Source organism: Candidatus Methylopumilus rimovensis (assembly GCF_006364615.1).
In the GTDB taxonomy this organism is placed as follows: Bacteria; Pseudomonadota; Gammaproteobacteria; order Burkholderiales; family Methylophilaceae; genus Methylopumilus; species Methylopumilus rimovensis.
In genome coordinates this window covers 403344-424752 of record NZ_CP040986.1, presented here as the reverse complement: position 1 = coordinate 424752, position 21409 = coordinate 403344, and the positions used below count along the sequence as shown (strand labels likewise).

Annotated in this window: 19 protein-coding genes; 10 read left to right on the top strand and 9 right to left on the bottom strand. The window is 38.3% G+C overall.

Going from position 1 to position 21409, the window contains the following annotated elements:
- Positions 1-2 precede the first annotated feature (2 nt).
- Positions 3-1868, top strand: coding sequence for a Fe-S protein assembly chaperone HscA (hscA, locus tag FIT61_RS02220; RefSeq protein WP_139882955.1), 1866 nt, complete (start codon positions 3-5; stop codon positions 1866-1868).
- A 1-nt stretch (position 1869) separates the two neighbouring features.
- Positions 1870-2205 carry an ISC system 2Fe-2S type ferredoxin gene (fdx, locus tag FIT61_RS02215; RefSeq protein ID WP_139873216.1) on the top strand — a complete coding sequence of 112 codons (336 nt, stop codon included), beginning with the start codon at positions 1870-1872 and terminating at the stop codon, positions 2203-2205.
- Here fdx and ppk1 read toward each other — a convergent pair.
- Complete coding sequence (gene ppk1 / locus FIT61_RS02210) at positions 2202-4316, bottom strand: polyphosphate kinase 1 (RefSeq protein WP_139882954.1); 2115 nt, start codon at positions 4314-4316, stop codon at positions 2202-2204. The genes fdx and ppk1 overlap by 4 nt on opposite strands.
- Positions 4317-4409: 93 nt before the next feature.
- On the opposite strand from ppk1, the gene FIT61_RS02205 reads away from it, so the two are divergent.
- Positions 4410-6038, top strand: coding sequence for a Ppx/GppA phosphatase family protein (locus FIT61_RS02205; RefSeq protein ID WP_222845045.1), 1629 nt, complete (start codon positions 4410-4412; stop codon positions 6036-6038).
- Here FIT61_RS02205 and FIT61_RS02200 read toward each other — a convergent pair.
- From FIT61_RS02200 to FIT61_RS02190, 3 genes are all read right to left on the bottom strand, one after another.
- The gene (locus FIT61_RS02200; RefSeq protein WP_139882952.1) at positions 6035-7246 is read right to left on the bottom strand and encodes a glycosyltransferase; all 1212 of its coding nucleotides are present in this window, start codon (positions 7244-7246) and stop codon (positions 6035-6037) included. The genes FIT61_RS02205 and FIT61_RS02200 overlap by 4 nt on opposite strands.
- Positions 7247-7759: a phosphatase PAP2 family protein gene (locus tag FIT61_RS02195; RefSeq protein ID WP_244925210.1), complete on the bottom strand. Its 513-nt coding sequence runs from the start codon at positions 7757-7759 to the stop codon at positions 7247-7249. It lies immediately after the preceding gene.
- Between the two features lie 78 nt (positions 7760-7837).
- Positions 7838-8557, bottom strand: coding sequence for a lysophospholipid acyltransferase family protein (locus tag FIT61_RS02190; protein ID WP_222845044.1), 720 nt, complete (start codon positions 8555-8557; stop codon positions 7838-7840).
- Positions 8558-8644: 87 nt separating this feature from the next.
- Between FIT61_RS02190 and FIT61_RS02185 the strand changes: the two genes are divergently transcribed.
- The 4 genes from FIT61_RS02185 (at position 8645) to FIT61_RS02170 (ending at position 11138) form a co-directional block, all read left to right on the top strand.
- Positions 8645-9388 (top strand): UDP-2,3-diacylglucosamine diphosphatase, encoded by a 744-nt coding sequence (locus tag FIT61_RS02185; protein ID WP_139882947.1) that lies wholly within the window; start codon positions 8645-8647, stop codon positions 9386-9388.
- A gap of 75 nt (positions 9389-9463) precedes the next feature.
- Positions 9464-10255: a GNAT family N-acetyltransferase gene (locus tag FIT61_RS02180; RefSeq protein ID WP_187351820.1), complete on the top strand. Its 792-nt coding sequence runs from the start codon at positions 9464-9466 to the stop codon at positions 10253-10255.
- A gap of 326 nt (positions 10256-10581) precedes the next feature.
- Complete coding sequence (locus tag FIT61_RS02175; protein WP_139873210.1) at positions 10582-10761, top strand: hypothetical protein; 180 nt, start codon at positions 10582-10584, stop codon at positions 10759-10761.
- A gap of 8 nt (positions 10762-10769) precedes the next feature.
- A complete protein-coding gene (locus FIT61_RS02170; protein ID WP_139882945.1) occupies positions 10770-11138 on the top strand; it encodes a diacylglycerol kinase in 369 nt (122 codons plus the stop codon).
- Between the two features lie 65 nt (positions 11139-11203).
- Here FIT61_RS02170 and FIT61_RS02165 read toward each other — a convergent pair whose 3' ends face one another.
- Together FIT61_RS02165 and FIT61_RS02160 are read right to left on the bottom strand one after the other, a co-directional pair.
- Positions 11204-12604: a hypothetical protein gene (locus FIT61_RS02165; RefSeq protein ID WP_139882944.1), complete on the bottom strand. Its 1401-nt coding sequence runs from the start codon at positions 12602-12604 to the stop codon at positions 11204-11206.
- Between the two features lie 220 nt (positions 12605-12824).
- The gene (locus FIT61_RS02160) at positions 12825-13097 is read right to left on the bottom strand and encodes a hypothetical protein (protein ID WP_139882942.1); all 273 of its coding nucleotides are present in this window, start codon (positions 13095-13097) and stop codon (positions 12825-12827) included.
- Between the two features lie 127 nt (positions 13098-13224).
- Between FIT61_RS02160 and FIT61_RS02155 the strand changes: the two genes are divergently transcribed.
- The 3 genes from FIT61_RS02155 to FIT61_RS02145 are packed head-to-tail and all read left to right on the top strand — an operon-like array spanning position 13225 to position 16479.
- Positions 13225-13986: a response regulator transcription factor gene (locus tag FIT61_RS02155; RefSeq protein WP_139882941.1), complete on the top strand. Its 762-nt coding sequence runs from the start codon at positions 13225-13227 to the stop codon at positions 13984-13986.
- 48 nt (positions 13987-14034) lie between these two features.
- Positions 14035-16011 carry a hybrid sensor histidine kinase/response regulator gene (locus FIT61_RS02150; protein WP_139882939.1) on the top strand — a complete coding sequence of 659 codons (1977 nt, stop codon included), beginning with the start codon at positions 14035-14037 and terminating at the stop codon, positions 16009-16011.
- Positions 16012-16479: a response regulator gene (locus FIT61_RS02145; protein ID WP_139873204.1), complete on the top strand. Its 468-nt coding sequence runs from the start codon at positions 16012-16014 to the stop codon at positions 16477-16479.
- A 42-nt stretch (positions 16480-16521) separates the two neighbouring features.
- Here FIT61_RS02145 and FIT61_RS02140 read toward each other — a convergent pair whose 3' ends face one another.
- The 3 genes from FIT61_RS02140 to lysS form a co-directional block, all read right to left on the bottom strand.
- Positions 16522-17493, bottom strand: coding sequence for a trypsin-like peptidase domain-containing protein (locus FIT61_RS02140; RefSeq protein WP_139882937.1), 972 nt, complete (start codon positions 17491-17493; stop codon positions 16522-16524).
- Between the two features lie 473 nt (positions 17494-17966).
- Positions 17967-19379: a porin gene (locus FIT61_RS02135; protein WP_244925222.1), complete on the bottom strand. Its 1413-nt coding sequence runs from the start codon at positions 19377-19379 to the stop codon at positions 17967-17969.
- Between the two features lie 509 nt (positions 19380-19888).
- Positions 19889-21409, bottom strand: coding sequence for a lysine--tRNA ligase (gene lysS / locus FIT61_RS02130; protein WP_139882934.1), 1521 nt, complete (start codon positions 21407-21409; stop codon positions 19889-19891).

The following is a 21409-nucleotide window of genomic DNA, read 5'->3' as shown; positions in this document are numbered from 1 at the left end:
TTATGGCGCTACTTCAAATCGCAGAGCCTGGTCAAAGCACCCTTCCTCATGAACACAAAACTGCGGTAGGTATTGATTTAGGTACAACAAACTCTCTGGTAGCTACTGTTCAAAGTGGATTACCTACCATCATAAAAGATGCCAATGGAAAGTCCCTCATACCATCGATCGTCTATTACGGACAAAATAATATTAAAGTCGGTCATGATGCATTGTCCTATTTATCAACTGATGCAAAGAACACCATTGTGTCAGTGAAACGCTTTATGGGTCATACTAAATCTGATATTCAATATCGAGAATCACTGCCCTACGCTTTTGATGATCATAGCGATGACATACAAATTAAAACCGAGCAAGGCTTAAAACATCCGATTGAAATTTCATCCGATATCTTAAAAAAATTAAAAGATCTTGCTGAAGTTTCTTTATGTGGTGAGATTACAGGTGCGGTAATTACGGTTCCTGCTTATTTCGATGATGCACAACGTCAAGCCACAAAAGATGCTGCCAAATTAGCCGGTTTAAATGTCTTAAGACTCATCAATGAACCGACAGCCGCTGCTGTTGCCTATGGTCTCGATCAAAAGAAAGAAGGTACCTTCGTCATATATGATTTAGGTGGCGGTACTTTTGATGTTTCAATCTTAAAGCTTCATAAAGGTATATTTGAGGTCTTAGCCACGAATGGTCATCCGCGTCTGGGCGGTGATGATTTTGATCAGGCTATAGTAGAACTTATCAAACATGATAACCAAATCGCTCATCTTAGTCATGAGGATAAACGCGCACTCATTACGCACGCTAAATGCTTAAAAGAAAAACTTACGAATGATGCGTCTGCAAAAACGGTGATCAAACTCGCAGGTGGGCAAGAGATTAGTTTTTCATTGGATAGAGATACATTTTTTAAATTAACGCATGATCTTGTGCAAAAAACAATTCAGCCTATAAGGCGTGCATTAAATGATGCTCAATTATCCATCGATTCTATTGACGGTATTGTGATGGTGGGTGGCGCGACACGCATGATGCATATTCAATCAGAAATTAAAAATTTCTTTAAGAAAGATTTGCTTAATGATCTTAATCCAGATGAGGTTGTTGCACTTGGTGCTGCAAGACAGGCACATACACTTGCCGGAAATAAATCAGATCAAGACCTACTTCTTCTTGATGTAACACCCTTATCTCTTGGGGTTGAAACGATGGGTGGTTTAGTAGAAAAAATTATTCATAGAAACTCCACGATTCCGATCGCAAAAGCACAAGAATTTACAACCTATAAAGATGGGCAGACTGCAATGTCGATTCATGTATTGCAAGGTGAACGTGAACGTGTATCAGATTGCAGATCGCTTGCAAACTTTACCTTAACTGACATTCCTCCAATGGTCGCAGGGGCCGCCAAAATTCGTGTGACCTTCCAGATTGATGCTGATGGATTACTTTCAGTAGCAGCAAAAGAATTATCTACTAATAAAGAAACAAGCATTACCGTTAAACCTTCTTATGGCTTATCTGAAGATCAAATTTCAAATATGCTTAAACAATCTTTTGAGAAAGCCGATGAAGATAAAAAGATACGCGCATTGAGCGAGGCTAAAATTGAAGGTGAGCAAATTATCATAGCCGTGCGAAATGCCTTAGATAAAAACGGCAATAAACTACTAACGCAGGAAGAAATTACAGCCATTCAATCTGCCATACAAAGACTTTTATCTGCTCTAAGCTCTGATAATTCCGATTTAATTACAGAGCATACAAAAGATTTAAACACACTTACAGAATCATTTGCAGCTAGACTTATGGATGAGTCTGTGAGTCATGCACTTAGAGGCAAATCGATAGATAAGGTAAACTTCTAATATGCCAAAAATTATTATCTTGCCACATGTTGAAATCTGCCCTCATGGTGAAGTGATTGATGCTAAACCGGGGCTTTCTATCTGTGAGAATTTATTACAAAACCATATTGAGATAGAACACGCTTGCGATCAGGTATGTGCATGCACTACATGTCATGTGATTGTGAGAGAAGGATTTGATACATTAAATCAAGCTGATGATTTGGAGGAAGATCTTCTTGATAAGGCGTGGGGATTGGAACCTAAATCAAGATTATCTTGCCAAGCTATTGTGGATCAGAATGATCTCACCATTGAAATTCCTCGTTACACTATTAATATGGCAAAAGAAGGTTAAGCTTTAAGTTTTCGTTTTGAAGATTTTGTAACTACACTATATTTAAGTAATAAATTCTGTTGGCCCGATAATTTATTATTTGATGCAGATGCTGATTGTTTATATAGACCATCTGAATTCATATTCCAGCTAGAAACGTCTTTCAGTAATTCATTTAAGCCTTCATTAATAACTTTTTGTTTTAATTCAGGCTCTAGAATAGGAAATGCCACTTCAATTCTTCTAAATAAGTTTCTATCCATCCAGTCTGCAGAGGATAAATAAACATTTTCTTTACCGTTTGCATAAAAATAAAAAATACGATGGTGCTCTAGAAATTGTCCAACAATAGATCTTACTCGAATGTTTTCGGAGAGGCCTTTAACTTTAGGCTTAAGTGCGCACACCCCTCTTACAATTAAATCAATTTTGACACCTGCTTGCGAGGCTTTGTAGAGCTCATTAATCACAGCAGGCTCTAGGAGTGCATTCACTTTCACCACAATTCTTGCAGGCTTACCTAACTTTGCTGCCTTGGCTTCAGCTTGAATATGCTTCACAATTTGATCAAACATAGTAAAGGGCGAGTGCCATAATGATTTCAGCTTGATTAAACGACTTGTTCCTGTGAGCTGCATAAAAATCTTATGAACATCGTCACAAATTGATGGGTTTGAAGTCATCAACCCGAAATCGGTATATAGCTTCGCTGTTCTAGGATGATAGTTTCCTGTCCCTAAGTGCACATAACGTTTTAAAGTGTGCTCTGGTTTTCTTTTGCCTTTTACTGGCAATAACTCTTTTCTTACAATCATGATCATCTTGGCATGACATTTATGTTTCACCACACCATAAACAACATGCGCACCGACCTCTTCTAATTTAGCTGCCCATGAAATATTTGTTTCTTCATCAAAACGCGCTAAGAGCTCCACAATCACAGTTACTTCTTTGCCATTCTTAGCAGCTTCAATTAAAGCGTCCATCACAGGCGATACATTGCCGGTTCTATATATCGTTTGTTTAATCGCTAATACATCAGGATCTTTTGAAGCAGTTCTGAGCAAATTCAAAACAGGCTCAAAGCTTTCATAAGGATGATGAAGTAAAACATCGCGCGTTTTAAGTTCATCAAAGATAGAACCCTTGATTAAAGGTAACTTAGGAATATGAGATGGAAATTTCAGGTCGGGTCTATTCACAATCTCTGCTACTTGCATTAAGCGCATTAAGTTAACTGGCCCATCTACGCGATAACAATCTTCAGGATTCAAATCGCAAGATTTTCTTAAATACTTAAGAAGGTGATCTGGAATATCAGAAGAGATTTCAAGTCTTACTGCATCACCTAAATGTCTTGTAGACAACTCACCTTTTAATGATTCTTTTAAGTCAGAGATGTCATCATCCGATACAAATAAATCTGAATTTCTTGTCACTCTAAATTGGTAGCATCCTGTAATTTTCATACCGGGAAAAAGTTCGTGCACGAAAGATTGCATAAAGGTCGATAAGATCGCGATGCCATAAGGTTTTTGACTAATACGAGCCGGCATTTGAATGACGCGGGGTATAGAACGAGGTGCTTGAACAACAGCTAACTTAGGCGTCCTTCCAAAATCATCCTTGCCTTCTAATGTTACAAAAAAGTTTAAACTTTTATTGATGACTTTAGGGAATGGGTGGGCTGGATCTAAAACAATCGGAGTTAAGAGTGGAACGAGTTCTTTTTCAAAATATGTTTTTGCCCAACGATGCTGACTTGGCGTCCATGCGCTCTCGAAATGAAGGTGAACTCCTTCTCTCTCAAGTCTCGGTAAAATATCTTTCTGAAATATTTTGTATTTGTGGCTAACAAGCGTTTGTGTCTCTTTCACAATGTTTAAATACGCATCACCTACTATGAGCCCATCTTGGGTCTTGCTTTTAGGATTTTTTCTTAGCTGCTCCTTAAGCACTGCGATTCGAATTTCAAAAAATTCATCTAAATTACTTGAAACAATACAGATGTACTTAAGGCGCTCTAAAAGAGGTATTTTAAGATTTTGCGCTAAGGCAAGGACACGTCGGTTAAATTCGAGAGCGCCTAATTCACGATTTAATAAATTAAGTTTAGATTTCACAACATTCATACTATCATTGTGATTACAGAATGTGACATTTACATGACATTTGTAAGATATGTCATAGATATGTCACAAATTTGATTTAAATTAGCGTCCTTTATGATGATACCCTCTCGCAAAACAGTCCAATCTCCCGAAAATCTCAATGGTTTATACGCCTCGATAGACCTGGGCTCTAACAGCTTTAGAATGATGATTGCAAAAGTCAATTATCTAGCTACCGGTATTCAATTTCAAACCATCGACACCTTAAGGGATACCGTCAGACTTGCTGGAGGACTTAATCAAGATAATGAATTAAGTGAAGAGTCAACAACGAAAGCGCTTGCAGCTATTTTAAGATTTGGCGACCGATTAAGAAGCTTTAGCCCAAATCAAGTCGTTGCCGTGGCTACGAATACCTTTCGTGTCGCTCGAAATGCTAAAAAATTTATTGATGAAGCAGAAAAGCTTTTAGGCTTTCCGATTGATGTCATCTCAGGCAATGAAGAAGCTAGGCTTATCTACATTGGAGCCTCATATATCGCGCCCATGTGTGTCGGCAAAAGGCTTGTATTTGATATTGGCGGCGGCTCAACTGAAATCATAATCGGTGATGGCCATGAGCCGAAGCTTTTGGAGTCCCTTCCTATAGGGTGCGTTTCTTTTAGCCAAAGATTTTTTTCTGAAGGTATCATCGATGAAGAGAATTTCAAAGCTGCTCAGAATGCTGCTTTAAAAGAAATTAAAGCGATCGCACCTTTCTATCGGAAAATGGGTTGGGAACAAGCGATAGGCTCCTCGGGAACAGCCAGAGCTATTGCAGAACTTATTGCACTCAATGGATTAAGTGGTGAACCGCACAATCTTCCTGTTGAAGAAACAGGCGGGATTATCACACGTCATGGCTTAGAGTTACTTAAAAAAAACTTACTTGAAACAAAACATATCGAACGATTAAGCTTATTAGGTTTAAAAGCGGATCGAAAGCCTGTATTACCCGGAGGCCTTGCTATCATGATCGCAGCCTTTGAAGAGTTAGGCATTGAGCATATGGAAATTACGGAAGCTGCCCTTCTTTTTGGCTCTCTCCATCATCTCCATAATCAATCCAAGCATGGTGCCAATACGAAGAAAAAGGGTATTCTTAAAACACTCTTTAATGCGATTGGTAAGCAAGAAAATATCGATACGAGATATGATCTTATCGAGCAATTAGGCAAACGTTTTAATGTAGACGAAGCACAATTTAAACGGGTGAGTCAAATGGCTGATTTTTTTCTAGATCAATTACCTACCTTTAAAAAAGAAGATAGAAAAAATAATCGCAAGCTTCTAACTTGGGCATCATTCCTAAATGAAATTGGTTTAGCTGTATCACGCGCTGATTACCAAAAACATTCTGCTTACATTATTTCTAATGCTGATTTGCCAGGATTTTCAAGACTTGATCAGGCAAGACTTGCAGGGCTTGTATTAGGGCATAACGGTAAACTCAATAAACTTCCTATCAGCCCTGGGTATATTGATTGGCACTTGTTATTCTGCTTAAGGCTCGCACATGTCGTCTCTAGAAAAAGAGAAAATTCAGCGCTGCCTCTTATCAAAGTCGAACAAAACCCTAAAGGATTTAAATTAAAGATTTCTAAGGCTTGGTTAGAAAAAAATCCATTCATTCAATTCGGACTCAACAAGGAAGCATCCGACTGGAAAAAAATTGAATGGAAGTATGAGATAGAGCTCTTCTAGGCTGTACCTTTTGCATTGCCAATTCTAGTATTGGTATATCTTGTGAGTGATATTTTTTGTGCGATGACACTCTTATAGAATTTAGCCACTTTTTTAGCTAAGACATTAGCGCCCCATTTTTCTCCTGCGTATTGCCTACCCTTTTTTCCAATACTTCTACGTTTTGAGGGGTCAGATAAAAGCATGCTCACTTTATCTGCAAAATCATAGATATCGTCTTTTGCGATTAACGTTCCCTCGCCTTCGATAAGTATTGATTTAGTTCCAAGCTCTGCTAATGCAACGACAGGTGTTCCTTGAGCCATAGCCTCTAAAAGCACCAAACCTTGAGTCTCACTCTTAGATGCAAAGACAAATACATCAGCCGCCTTGTAACAGGCAATAAGCTCATGGCTGCGGTCTAAATATCCAATCATCTTTACTTTATTCACGAGACCTAATCTCGCGATAGATGCCTTAATAGATTCTTCTGCTGGACCCTCACCTGTAATCACCAATAATGCATCAGGATACTTTTGAATTAATTCCCCATGCATTTCAAGTAAGAACTCAATATTTTTTTCATGGGCTACGCGACCTACAAATAAAAGCATCGGTTGTGCTAATGGAATGTCATGACTGATCCGGAAAGACTCTCCATCGACCTTAGCAAAACTTGACTCATCTAAACCTGTAGCCACCACTTCTGCAGATGTCTTAATACCATATGCTTTTAATACATCCAACATGGGTTTTGATGGCGAAATAATGCCATCAACTGCATTACATTGTCTTCTCGATATTGTTCTTGCAAGCTTTCTAGAAATAAATTGTGGGATAAAGGGTAAATAATGATGTAAATAATCCTCAAAGAATGTGTGGTAAGTTTCAACCACTGGGATATCTAATTTTTTTCCAAAATCAATACCCACGTAATGAGCTGTAAATGGTGTATGAATATGTATTACATCAAAATGTCCTTCTTCAACCCATGGTAATAATGCTTTCAATTTACCAAAATTCATTAAGCGATCTTCAGGATCGAAATAAATCTTATGAGAAGGCACTCTTATAATCCAGTCTGCATGTTTATCGTCATCTCCATAAGAAGGTGCGATTAAAGTTACTTGGTGGCCAAGTGCTTTAAGCTCATTTGCAAAAGTATTAATGGATGTAGAGACCCCGTTCACACGAGGAAAAAAAACATCAGATATAAAAAGTATATTCATTTAGATAATATAAAAAGAAATGATTGAAATAAGCATGCCTATTAAACCACCCACTAAAACATCACTTGGATAATGAAGTCCTAAAATAGGTCTAGATAATCCAATTAAAATCGTGAATGGGATTAATGCAGTCGCTAACATAGGATAATAATGGATAGCTACCATTGAGAATATGACCGCATGTAATGTGTGTCCGGATGGAAAGCTAAATTGATCTAGGGGTATGCTTCTTAATGAAATTTGCTGGTATACATTGAATGGGCGTGGACGAAGTGTTCTGACCTTGAGCCACTTATAAATTAATGTGCCAATCAATCCAGCAGCTACCATATGACATACAGGCAATAATGCGCGAGCCTGATCTAAACATAACATAAGTGCCATGAAGCTATACCAAAATACACCATCACCTAGACGACTAATGCCCTTAAAGAAATTTCGGATGAGAATGTTATGGCTGGTTTTATTAAATGTAATGCATAAATGACTATCGACATGATGAAGCTGGTTCATGTACAACTTGAGTTTATTTGGCATAGCATTTATCCATAATAGATATTGCGGTAAGGTTAATATCAAATTGTGAAAGTTTTATGACAAATTTTGAGATAAGTTTTTTTGAATCATTTCATAGGTATAGCTTGCAAGTTCCTTTCTATTGCCTCGAGGTTTGATAGGCTGCAAGACATCGACGACAGCTTTAATACGTTTCTCTTTTTTAATCTTCATGATTGAATCGACAAGCGACATATCACCCACAAATGCAACCTTGTCTGTGTAAGCGCTGTCATCTTTATACAGCAAGCATATAGGGAGAATCGCTCTATTAGAATCAATCGAAGATTGAAATAAATTACTCTTAAAGGGTAAGACATATCGACCATTGGTAGAAGTACCTTCTGGAAATATACACACAGATCGTTTGATTAAACGTCGCTTTATCTTCTTTAAAGCTTTTTTTATATCCGACACCTTATCGCGCTTAATAAATATTGTCCCTGTCATATGAGCTACCCAGCCAAAAAGAGGCCACGAAGCTACATCGGACTTCGCTACAAAAATAGATGGCTTAATGGATTGAATGACGATGATATCAAGCCATGAAATATGGTTAGACACGAGTAGATATTTTTTTTGATTAAAGAGAAATACTTCTTCACCTTTTAGAACAACCTTAATCTCAAAAATAGACAAAAGTTTTTTACACCAAAATTGAATAATTTTCTCTTGTTGCGACTTTGGTGAGATAAGGATTAATAGACATAGAGGTATGACCAATAATATGTGTAAAAGTACCTTTAAGGTTTTCATGTCACACATGTTAATGATCTTCTGTGTCATATTTGTGACACTGTTTTGTCACGAAACTTTCATACTTGTCATATTTAATGGTCACATATGAAAAGATATCGGGCAATTTGGATTTCTGATGTTCACCTAGGTACTGCCGAATGTAAGGCCGAATACCTTCTCGACTTTCTTAAAAATAATACTGCTGAAACGATTTACTTGGTGGGCGATATCATTGATGGATGGGCGCTCAAAAAACGCTGGTACTGGCCACAAAAACATAATGACGTGATTCAAAAGCTATTACGTAAAGCAAGAAACGGTTCTAAGGTCATCTATATACCAGGCAATCATGATGAGTTGGGTCGCCAATTTATTAATATGACTTTCGGTGATATTGAAATCAAAAATGACCTTATCCATACAACATTGCATGGTAAAAGATTGTGGGTGACCCATGGCGATCTTTTTGACAACATCATCTCATGCGCTAAATGGCTTTCATTTGTGGGCGATACCCTCTATTACATCATCTTGAGAATTAATAATTTCTCTAATACCTTGAGACACAAATACGGATTTCATTACTGGTCGCTCTCTTTATCCATCAAGAACTCAATTAAGAATGTCGTGAAGTATGTTGAGAATTTTGAAAAACTCATGGCAGCTGAAGCCAAAAGAAAAAAATGCGATGGCGTGATATGCGGACATATCCATAAAGCAGCCATTAAAAAAATTAAAGGTATTGATTATTACAACGATGGCGATTGGGTAGAGAGTCTGACAGCGCTTGTAGAAACTAAGAAAGGAAAGTTAAAACTTGTCGACTGGCATCAGCACTCATTGTCATAAAAGATTAAAGCTATCTTCACACAAATGAAATATTTCACTTTTAGAGTGTTATTAAAATTTATCTAAGGAATTTTTATGAGTGAATTAATATTAGACCCATCCTTAATGTGCGAGCTAGACACGCAAGATCAAAAATTTTTACGCACAAATCAAAAAAATACTATCCAAATTTCATGGGCACAGGATGAAAATGAGATAAGAGAGGCCCAGCAATTAAGATATAAAGTTTTTGCTGAAGAGATGGGCGCCCACTTAATATCTAATTACGAAAAAATAGATAAAGATATTCTTGATCAATACTGTGACCATCTTTTAATCCGAGATACCGAAACACTTAAAGTCATCGGCACCTATCGAGTCCTTCCCCCGCAGAAGGCTAAAGAGGCTGGGTTTTATTATTCAGACCTTGAGTTTCATCTTGATCGACTCATGCATTTATCGGATAAGATGGTGGAAGTGGGTCGCTCTTGTGTGCATAAAGATTTTAGAACAGGCGGAGTCATCATGGCCCTATGGAGCGGTCTTGCAGACTACATGAAAAAAAATAATTACGAAGTGATGATTGGCTGTGCCAGTGTGCCGATGGGAGATGGAGGACATTATGCAGCAAGTCTCGCTAAAAAAATTAATGCTTTACACTTATCACCCTTAGAGTATCGTGTCACACCAAAACTACCCTTGCCTATTCATGAATTAGATCAGGATCTTAACGTTGAACCTCCAGCACTCCTAAAAGGTTATTTGCGGTTGGGTGCAAAAGTATGTGGTGATCCTGCATGGGATCCAGACTTTAATACTGCAGACTTTTTAACCATGTTCTTCTTAAAAGATATCCCTCCGCGTTACGCTAAACATTTCCTGGTGTAAAATTCATCTTTGTTTGTGCATGTTTTCCTCGATCATCGACGCTTGAGGAATACGCTTATTTTTCCGGTGAAGCATTAAAGACTCTCTGATATTAAACTCTAAATCATTTCCATAGTTTTTAGAGGTGAAATTTTAAAAATAGTCCTATAGGTCGGACAGCATTCACCTGACAAAACGAATCTGCAGCGATAAGAATTTTAATTGCACAAAGCTTTATAAAAATTATGACATTTTTGTTACAGAAACCTTAATTCTTTATTTTTAATTTTTCAACAAATATAATTATCAGAGTATATTGATCATTCCATTTAAAGAGGAAATTTAAAATGCCTAACTATTATATTCAGCTAAAAAAAATGGATGATGTTCATCAATACTTTACATGGTCACCTGATGAGATCGAGATGCCTTGGTCAATTAAATATGATGATATGGCTCTGGGCTATTATAAAGATTCAATTGCAGCGCTTGAAGAATGGCGAAACAACTACTCTCGAATTAAATAATTTACATTATGAAAAATCCATACAAAGGTAAGACTGGTCTTCGAAGGCTCATTAACGCTTTTGGCTATTCAATTTCTGGAACATTAGCAGCATTTAAGCATGAGGACGCATTTAGGCAAGAAGTTATTTTAAGTTTGATTCTTATTCCGCTTGCAATCTATTTTGGTGAGAGTGCTATCGAACAAGGGCTGATGATTAGCAGCATCCTACTCATTATTATTGTCGAACTTATTAATTCATCTATTGAGGCAACGGTTGATCGTATTTCAATAAAGCGTCATAAACTTGCAAAGCGCGCTAAAGATATTGGAAGTGCGGCTGTCTTTTTTACTCTCATCAATGCCGCTGTGACTTGGTTTTTAATACTCGTTAAATAAACCATTACTTTCGCTTTCTTTTTTAGAGAGCTATTAATTACATAATTGAAGAATTTAAAACTATCTTATTTTGGGCCTGAAATAAGATAAAGCTCTCCTAGCTCTATTAACTCTGGATCATTTATTTTTTTATGGATTTGGAGCGTACCTAGAAAATATCGCTCATTTTTTTTATACCAAGGCGCATGTGTTAGATGCTTTGTAATTTCAACAATACCTGAGTGTTCTTCATCCATCGTCAAGAAATTAGGATGATTCTGGTCTTGAAAAAACTCTGGCTTCACTGAAAAAAGTTTTGTAGTCTTTTTCGTATGAGGATCAAGCTCCCAGATTGATGCGAGGTGCTCATGATTACCAGGATCCTCATTAATGAGTATTTTTCCGTTATCAGACACTGTGATATTGTCAAACATCTGCGCACCAATTTCTGAAGCGTTCAGAATAGATTGAATCGAGCCCCCTTGCTTAGGATTATTGATGTCATCGAATGTGAGTTGAAGGATTTGACTCATGCCATCAATCTTGTCTGTAGTAGAAAAGTAGAAGACATTTTTATTGAGTGTATCCCACGCTCCATCTTCTGGTCTTTTAAACTGCATAATATTTTTTTCAAGTCCTAGCTGCTCTATCTCGCTACCCGACATTTGAGATACATCACCTAGTTCAACTAAATTAAATCGATCACCAATCACTTTAATCCCATAGAGGTTGCCATACATAAGACCGGCTCTCTCCACTGGATTGCCTTTCGATTTTTTTTCTCCTATGTAAAGATAAACTTGACCGTCCTTGTTGTCATCCATACCCACCACGATTGTTTTCTCACCGCTCTTAGGGTGTGCTAACAAATTCTCCCAAGAGGATTTACCTAGATAGGGAAGCTCATAGGATGTTCCTTTTTCAGGTCCTGAAACAATATGCGCAAAAGCTCTTCCTCCGTTTCGATCTTCTTCACCACTTAAAAAAAATCTCCCTTTAAATCCTTTCATTTTTTTTGTGTCAAAAAATGCTGACTGACTTGGAAGATCACCTGAACATAATTTATGAATGGAAGCGTTATTGATTACTTCAAATATTTTTTTGTCACGATCCCATAATTTAGCTTTTTTAATAAGATCATTGCCTGAGGTAATTTTTTTAGATCTTATGTCAAGTGTCCATTCCGAAACGAAAGCACCCCTACTCCCGTGTGATCTAATAATTCCCTGATCACTTGAAATCTCATGATTGACGAATATTGATATGAGATCATTATTTTTATTTAGCACTCCAATACCATCAGGAGATGCAACTAATCGATACTGATTTTTATTTGCATTTGTCTCTTCGTTTATGAGAGATTTTATATGCCAGTCCTGATGAAGTTCATCGATGAGCTTATGCTGAATCGTTTCTGCACTATGCACACTATCAATGATTAAAAAAGTTTTTAAAAAGAATAGAATGTAAAATAAAAATTTAGTCATCAACTATCTCGTGTTTAATTTTTGTAAATATTTCAGCGGCTGATTCAAGTCAAATCCGTAATTTTATGCTTTTAAATAATCCAATGGAGTGCTTCTATAGTTTTTTAAGCTTTCTTAATAATACGCTAAGGCATTACTTAGACCCAACGTTAATACAAAAAAAATCCTTCCGATCGAAAGATCGGAAGGATCAAGAAGCTATCTATATATTAAAGTTTTATTAGTCCGAATTTTTCACGGCATACGGTTGTCTACCGAGCATATGAAGACGCATGGGCTTATGTTTTGTGTCTTCCTCCACTTGCTCATTGATCAATGTCGCACCCTCAAAATTATCTTTCTTAGACTCAATAGGTGCCTGACTATATGGTCGTTTTGAAAGATTTTGATTATTGATATTAAATTTAGTATCTTTATTTTCATCTGCATAAGCGCTAGCTACTGCTAATAATATTCCAGCTGATAATACTGCGATTAGATTTTTAGTTTTCATAATGATCTCCTAGTTAATTTTAATTTTTAGTTAGTTTTAATACCTTTGTTCATGGAGTGCATTATGTGCGGTCTTAGGCAAGGAAAAATCTACCAAAATAGGTAGAACGGTGTATACTGATCGGCATATGGCAAATGAAATCAAAAATAACCCCAAGCAGCTTTCAAGTGCACGCGCATTCAGGCAGAGCCTCAGAGAGACGGAGTCAAATGAGTCACACTTACGTCTTTACTTAGAGTTTGGTCAACAACTATTCATGCAGGGGTGGAATGTAAATACCGCATCGAGCCTACTGCACTCCTTATGTAACCTTGTGTCAGCGCAACAAGCTGTGCTTGCCATAGAAAATATGGGCAAACTCGTTATCTATACTCAAATTGGTCAAACGCTCCCTGTGGGAGCCAGAATTCCCATGATGGGTATACTAGCGCAAATGCTAAAAAATCCAGTGCAGTTTACACTCTATGAAAACAAAAATACGCAGTTATGGACACACTTAGATCCCCTTCATCATGAGTGTTTAGTTCCTATTGCAATCGGACAGCATGCTAAAGGTGTCATTGGATTATCAGGGAAAAAACTTACACTCAGTCATGTAGAGAAAGATTCTTTAAACGCTGTAGCTGGCATCATTGCACTTGCAATCTCTCAACATCAAGGAATAGCTCGAAGTGAATCAGATCAATCCATTCTGGAAACGCTTACCCCAAGAGAGCGAGAAATTTTTGCACTGCTACCAGCGGGATTGAGTAATAAAGAATTAGGTCATAAACTAGGCATTGCGTCTGGGACTGTAAAAATACATGTGGAGCGTATACTCAATAAGCTTGGTGTCAAAGACAGAACACAGGCCGCTGTAAAAGCTGTTGAGCTAGGTTATAAATCTTAAATTTTAAAATTATTTCAATACGTGAATCCATAGATTAAATTTCTTAAGATGAACAATCAAATTACAAACGCTAAAATAAAAAAATTTCCGCCAGCACGCTGGCTTGAAAAAGCATGGCAGAATTTGCCGTTAGGTTTCAAGGGTGTCATTGTGATTGCGCTACCCTTAGCGATATTACTGGCTTCCTTAACTTCACTCTTCATACGCGAGCTAGAATCTACCAAGCTCGAAAATCAACTTAAACGTGCACTTCAAAATCAGCGTGATATTCAAACCGTTCATACCCAACTCCTAGAAGCCTCAACTGGTGTGAGAGATTTCTTACTGACCGGTGACAAACACTTTCTAGGTATCTTTTTTGAGGCAGAAAAAAAACTACCGAAAATCATCACCACCTTGGAAGAGCGACTAGAAAACGACGAGCAAAAAGAGCGACTATCTAAAATCTTGCCACTCGTCACTAAAAATTTAGCAGACTTAAAGGCGCTCTCTAGTCATGAAACTGCGATTGCCTCGAATCAATTAATTGCACAATTTAAATCTCAAGTAGCCACGCTGGATAAACTGAGAGAAGAAATCGAGGCGCTCAACACTGAAGAAGCACTCCTAGCTGAGCAAGATCAACAAGAAATATTTTTGCAGCGCCAACAAAATATTACCGTGACACTGATCGCTGCGATTGCCGGTATCATTGGTTCACTTATGGCTGTATGGATATACTCTCGCACTATTGTTAAACGTGTGCGTCTCCTTCGAGATAATGCAGGTCACTTAGCACGCGCAGAAGCGCTGGATATAGCCTCGAGTAGCAAAGACGAACTAGGACAGCTATCAGATGAGTTAGAGCAAGCTTCACAATTACTCGCAAAAAATATTAGTGACGCTCTGCAAGCAAGGCATGAAGCGGAAGAAGCGAGCGCTTCAAAAAGTATGTTTTTATCTAGAACGAGTCACGAACTCAGAACCCCACTCAATGCTATTCTAGGATTTACGCAGCTATTAGAGCAGGACTTACCACTTGGCAAACAACGTGACAGTGTCTCGCTGATTAGAGGTGCTGGACAACACTTACTCAAACTGATTAATGAGGTACTGGAAATTGCGCGCATTGAATCAGGCGAAACCTCTCTAGAATTAACAGCGACTCCAATTAATGAACTATTAGAAGAAGCAACACACTATATCTCGCCTATAGGAAAAATTCGCGACATAGAAATTAAATGTAATATTGCTCCGAATCTTTGGGCAAAAGCGAACCGACAAAAACTTTTACAAGTGATATTGAATTTACTTTCCAACGCACTGAAATATGGCCCAGTGAGTTCCTCTGTAGCATTGAATGCCTACCGCAAACAAGACCACATTGTGATCGAGGTTCAGGATAGTGGGCCTGGTATTCCTGCTCAATTAAGAGAAAGATTATTTACGCCTTTTGAGAGACTGGGTGCCGAGAATACCAAAATTGAAGGGACGGGCTTGGGTTTAGCGCTCTCGAAACAGATTATGCTAGCCATGAATGGCAAGATTGATGTAGCCAAAGATAAAAGTCTTTTCTGGATAGAAATTCCGGCAACGAGTGCAAGCCATACATCCAGCGAATTAAACCATGATACCCATGACAAACAATCTTTTAAGTTACTTAAGAATAGCTCAATTCTTTATGTTGAAGACAATGTGAGTAACCGTGCATTGGTGGAGGCCATTATTCATCGCCAGCAAGATTTACGCATTCACAGTGTAGCGACCATTAAGGATGCTAAACGCTTTTTAAAAGAAATGGTGCCATCATTACTTTTGATAGACCTTCACTTGCCCGATGGCTCTGGTGAAGATCTGGTGAATCATGTGAAATCAAAATCAGAATTCCAAAATATACCCATGATGATTTTAAGTGCAGATGCATTACCCGAAACTATGGAGCGCTTGAAATCAAATGGTGTTGTCGATTACATGACCAAGCCGTTAGATGTTGCAGTGTTCAGTAAAAAAGTGAGAGAACTCATAGGATCTGAAGGAAAAAAATAAATGAATGAAACCGATATTTTAAATACTAAAATTTTAATCGTCGATGATGCTGAGGCTAATTTAAAGCTATTAGAAGACTTGCTCACAAGAGAAGGTTTTCATCAGATTATTAGTACCACAGACTCTACACGTGCACTCGATTTATTTATAGCCTTTCAGCCTGACTTGATTCTACTTGATCTCATGATGCCCGAGCTTGATGGCTATGCTGTCTTAGAAATATTATCACGCCATATTCCTAAGGATGAGTACTTACCAGTATTGGTATTAACGGCGGATGCCACCATCGTTGCAAAAAGAAAAGCGCTCGCACTAGGTGCAAAAGATTTTTTAACTAAGCCCTTCGATACCATTGAGGCCATGCTACGTGTGTGGAATCTCCTTGAAACACGCATACTTTACCGTCAACTCAAAGCACTTAATAAAGAAATCAAACCTATCACTCACTCACCTCACATACATGAGTAATATAAAAATCGGTAGAAGCCTATTGTTCTATTGAGAATGTTATCAATTACTTAACAATGCCATTTGATTTGGCTTAACATTCATAGCAGCAGTTCTTTCAGTAATCTTATTTAAATATGCAATGGTCTCTTCGTCATGATGGTGAAACGTCAGTGCTTTTTTGAAGTGCGCTTCAGCTTCATCATAATGTTTAGTTTCAAACTCAGCGATTGCTAAATAGAACCAAGACTCTGCCGTATTGGGTTCTTGTTTTACCCATGCATTGGAAATGTTCATTAATACATCCCAATCATGTGACACATAAGGTTGCACCACTTGCATGAAGAAGGGACGGTTTTCGCTTGCCATCGCCCAGAATGGCTTTTCGTTATGTGCCCCCAGAACTTGTGCTGGTTTATGCATCAAAGCCTGAACCCACTCAACAGGCATGTAGTAGTAATGGATTTCACCGCCGCGACTTTTTAAGGTAATGATCCCTACGAGGTGTCCTTCTTCGTCAAACATACCGCCACCACTGGCGCCTAATTTGAAAGTACTTGTTGCACGAATAATAAAACTATCATCCATTGGAAAAAGTCCTTTAACTTTACCAAAGGTATTGATTGGCTGAGATGTTGTATTAGGATAACCCACTGTCAAAATCGGGGTGTCATAATGTAAATGTTTGCTCTCACCCATTTTTGCAATCGGCGCCTCTAGGTTTTCCACTGTGAGAATACATAAATCATGATACCAGTCTGGTTTTATTGCAGAAGCGCTGAGCGCTTCACCATGCGCCAACACCTTGATATTTTTAGCGTCCGTAACCACATGGCAATTGGTAATGACTTGATCTTTTGCAATCACGACAGCTGAACCCAAGCCATTACTTCCATTGTTATGTTTAACCTCTACACGCAACACCTGAGCGTTTAATTCATGCAACAGACTCTCTTCTGGCATGGCAAACGCTTCATTCCATAAACAAAAGCTAAGCAATGTCGAACATAATAAAACCAAGGCCTTTTTATTCATATTGCACTCCTACTTAGTAAGCTTGATATGCAACAACGTATTTAAAAACTTCGCTGTTGCTCTTACTTACTATGTGAGCAATTACTGTGCCAACTATCGCGAATGTCTCGACAAGCTTATTTAGCCGCTAAAGTGGGAGGTTAGGCTCTAAAAATTGCGGGGATAACGTAAAACTTAAAGGTGTTGATTCGCATGCTCATGGTGCATCGATGATGCAAATGAGTGCAATTATTTTTAAGAAAATTAAAATGCACTACCTATAAACATTTCTAGGAGGTAAAACAAAATGGAGGTATAGGCAAAAGGTTAAAATTTTTTTAAACGGTATTAAGGGTTAAAACGAAGAATTGATTTTGTCCCTAAGGAAGAGTTAGGAACGCGCCAGAGGCATGAATAGTAAAAAAAGGCACTATAAAAAAATTATAGCGCCTATCAATTTCAGATTTATTTAAGTTTAATTTTTTAATAGTTAACTAGTAATTCCATTGAAGCTGAAGACGCAACACATCAGCCTCAAATCTCGCATAATCCAATCTATTATTTGTATTACCTGTAACTAGATTATTACGTTTCATTCTATGGTATTCAGCCACTAGCTCAACCTCTGGGGCAATCTGCCACTCCATACCAAGCTCCCAGTCGTTCACTTGGTTTCGTGGGGCGTTGTCTTCAGCCTTGTTATACCCGTCAAAGTACTGCCATTTGAGGAATGGGATCAATGTACCGTTCGTATCGAGGAATTTAAAGTTATCAATCTTATACATCGTTTGAACATAACCACCGTTCAGACTTTTTTCTTGAATAGTATTTGTTGCTATATCAAGACCTGGTGTTTTGCCCCAGTTCCATTCTGCTTCTAGCCCGAATGGTTGAGGGTACATCATAAAGCTTAAGCCGACCCGTTCATCTGCTATACCGTTACTTACGGCTAATCTAGGTTGACGCGTCACTAGGGTGGCACCACCAGAAGTAGCAGTTATCCTACCGATATCAGCGGTAGCAAGAGTAGCAGTGGTGCCACCAGTGGCGTTATATGTCCTTGCGACGGGCACATACTCACCATGGTAGCCTTGGATACCCATCTCAAAGATTTGACCACTTTCTGTCTTCCATGGGTAGGTGGCACGCGCAACTACATGATAGTTATCATTCATATCACGTGCATTGGCACCTTGACCGTTATAAATGCCCAATGCCAACATACCGTAATTACCACTATGTTTAAGGCCTCCATCTTGAATCTCTTTGAATAGGGCTTGAACGTTTTCAGGGGTGTAGTAATAGAATGCACCTAAGTCACGCTCATCACGGACCGCACTGTTCATGGCATCCACACGATCTAAAGCCAGACGGTTTTGAGAAGACTGCATATTTTCAAAGCCATATGGGACTTTAGACTGACCTACACGGATTCGGTGTACCTTGTTTTTAGTAATGTAAATATCACCGTAGGCGTCACGCAACTGTGCAAAGCCACCCGCGCCACTTACGTTTGAGTTCGAGGTGCCACCAATAGAACTCGCAAGGTCTGGTTGAACGTAATAATACAAACGGTCTCCCACATCACCATAGAAAATCATACGCATTCGACGGATCAAAAAGTTATGATCTTGATTATTTAAAGAGGAATCATCACCTACGGAACGGTCTGACCATAAATTGATACCATCGTCACCACTTATGACAGGGGTATTACGGGCTTGGGTATAACCGCGGAAGTTGAACGAACCTCTGGCATAGCTTTTTTCTTTTTTCTTTGTGCCATCCACTTCGCCTTGATGGCCCTTGGTTAATAGCTTCCCTTCCTCTTCCGTTAACACGCCTTTTGTAACGAGCGCATCGACAAGATCATTCGTACTATCCGCCAAGGCTAATTGACCTGCCATAATAAAGACAGCGCCAGATACTGCAGCCACTAATTTTTTATGAATAAATTGCATGTGTTACCCCTTTTTATAAAATTCTTAAAAGTTTTCTCAGAAATGTTATTTTTTAAGATGTATGAACACTACAGGGGCAATATGACACTTATATGACAAAGAATTATTACAAGTCATTTTTTTAAAAAAAATGTTTAATTGTTGTAAAAAAACAACAGCTGCCTTTCAAACCTATTTAAAGCTATTAAGGATAATGAAATCTGTATGAGAACAAAATATGATTGAGTTTTTTTGGATGAAAATAATTTTAATCGAATGTAACTTAAATTTAAGAGGCTTAAATAAGACGACAACGCATATAACTTCCACTGTCTCTATCTCGCCAGTGAGCGGGCAAACTCTTCTTTGAATGCCCTCGATCTTCAATCAAGATTAAAGAAACAAATACTTTTCTAGAAAAAAATGTTGAGTGATTAGAGATGATCTAAAAAAATTTCTCGTAAACTTTGAATCTACTAATTTACCTCAGGACGCATGTGCGGGAATAAAATCACATCACGAATCGAAGGGCTATCTGTAAGAAGCATCACGAGTCGATCAATTCCGATACCACATCCGCCAGTGGGTGGCATGCCATATTCAAGCGCCCGAATAAAATCAGCATCATAAAACATCGCCTCAAGATCTCCCGCTTCTTTTGCTTTAGCTTGGTGATGGAAACGTTGCGCTTGATCTTCTGAGTCATTCAACTCAGAAAAACCATTTGCAATTTCACGGCCTGCGATGAAGAGCTCGAAACGCTCTGTGATGTCCTTATTGTTATCCGACGCACGAGCAAGCGGAGATACCTCCACTGGGTAATCAATAATATAAGTTGGATTCCAAAGTTGAGATTCGGCTGTGGCCTCAAAAAGCGCTAGCTGTAGAGCACCCAGACCTACGTGATCGAATGCTTTGTGATCGAATTTCAAAAGTTCGGTACGTAGAAATTTTTCATCATGAAGTTGAACGTCTGTATATTGAGAAGCATATTTCTTAATTGCGCCCACGATGGTGAGTCGCTCAAACGGATCTGTGAAATTAATTTCTTTACCTTGATATTCGATGGTAGTCTTTCCTAAAGCAATCATCGCTGCATCACGGATACAATCTTCTGTGAATTGCATGAGCCAGTTGTAATCTGTATAGGCTGCATAAAATTCCATCATAGTAAATTCCGGGTTGTGTCTTACACTCAATCCTTCGTTTCTAAAATTACGATTGATTTCAAACACACGATCAAAACCACCTACCACTAATCTCTTTAAATAAAGTTCAGGTGCTATACGCATATACATTTGCATATCAAGCGCGTTGTGGTGCGTAATAAATGGTTTCGCTGCAGCACCGCCCGGAATCGGATGGAGCATCGGTGTCTCCACCTCATTAAAACAATGCTTGACCATGAACGCTCGAATGCCACTCATGATTTTTGATCTTGTTAAAAATGTTTGCTTTGTCTCATCGCTCATAATGAGATCAACATAACGCTGACGATACTTCACTTCCTGATCTGCAAGTCCATGAAATTTTTCAGGTAAGGGTCGAATCGATTTTGTGAGCAATCTTAAATGACTCACGCGAATAGAAAGCTCACCTGTTTTAGTTTTAAATAAGACACCACTCGCACCCAAGATGTCTCCAAGATCCCAGTGTTTAAAATTTTCATAAATTATTTCTGCGTCATGATCTTTAATATTTTCTTTTGAGATAAAAAGTTGGATGCGTCCCGATCCATCTTGAAGTGTTGCGAAGCTTGCCTTACCCATGACACGCTTTAACATCATACGACCTGCCACAATGACTTCAACGGCTTTAGGTTCAAGCGTATCATTCCCTTGAGAACCAAACGCTTCATGAATAGTTTTTGCAAAATGTTGGGGCTTGAAGTCGTTTGGAAATGCAACGCCAGCCTCTCTCAATTTTTTTAATTTTTCACGTCGCTCTAATATGACGTGATTTTCATTTTGCTCTATCGATTGATTTTCTTCTGACAC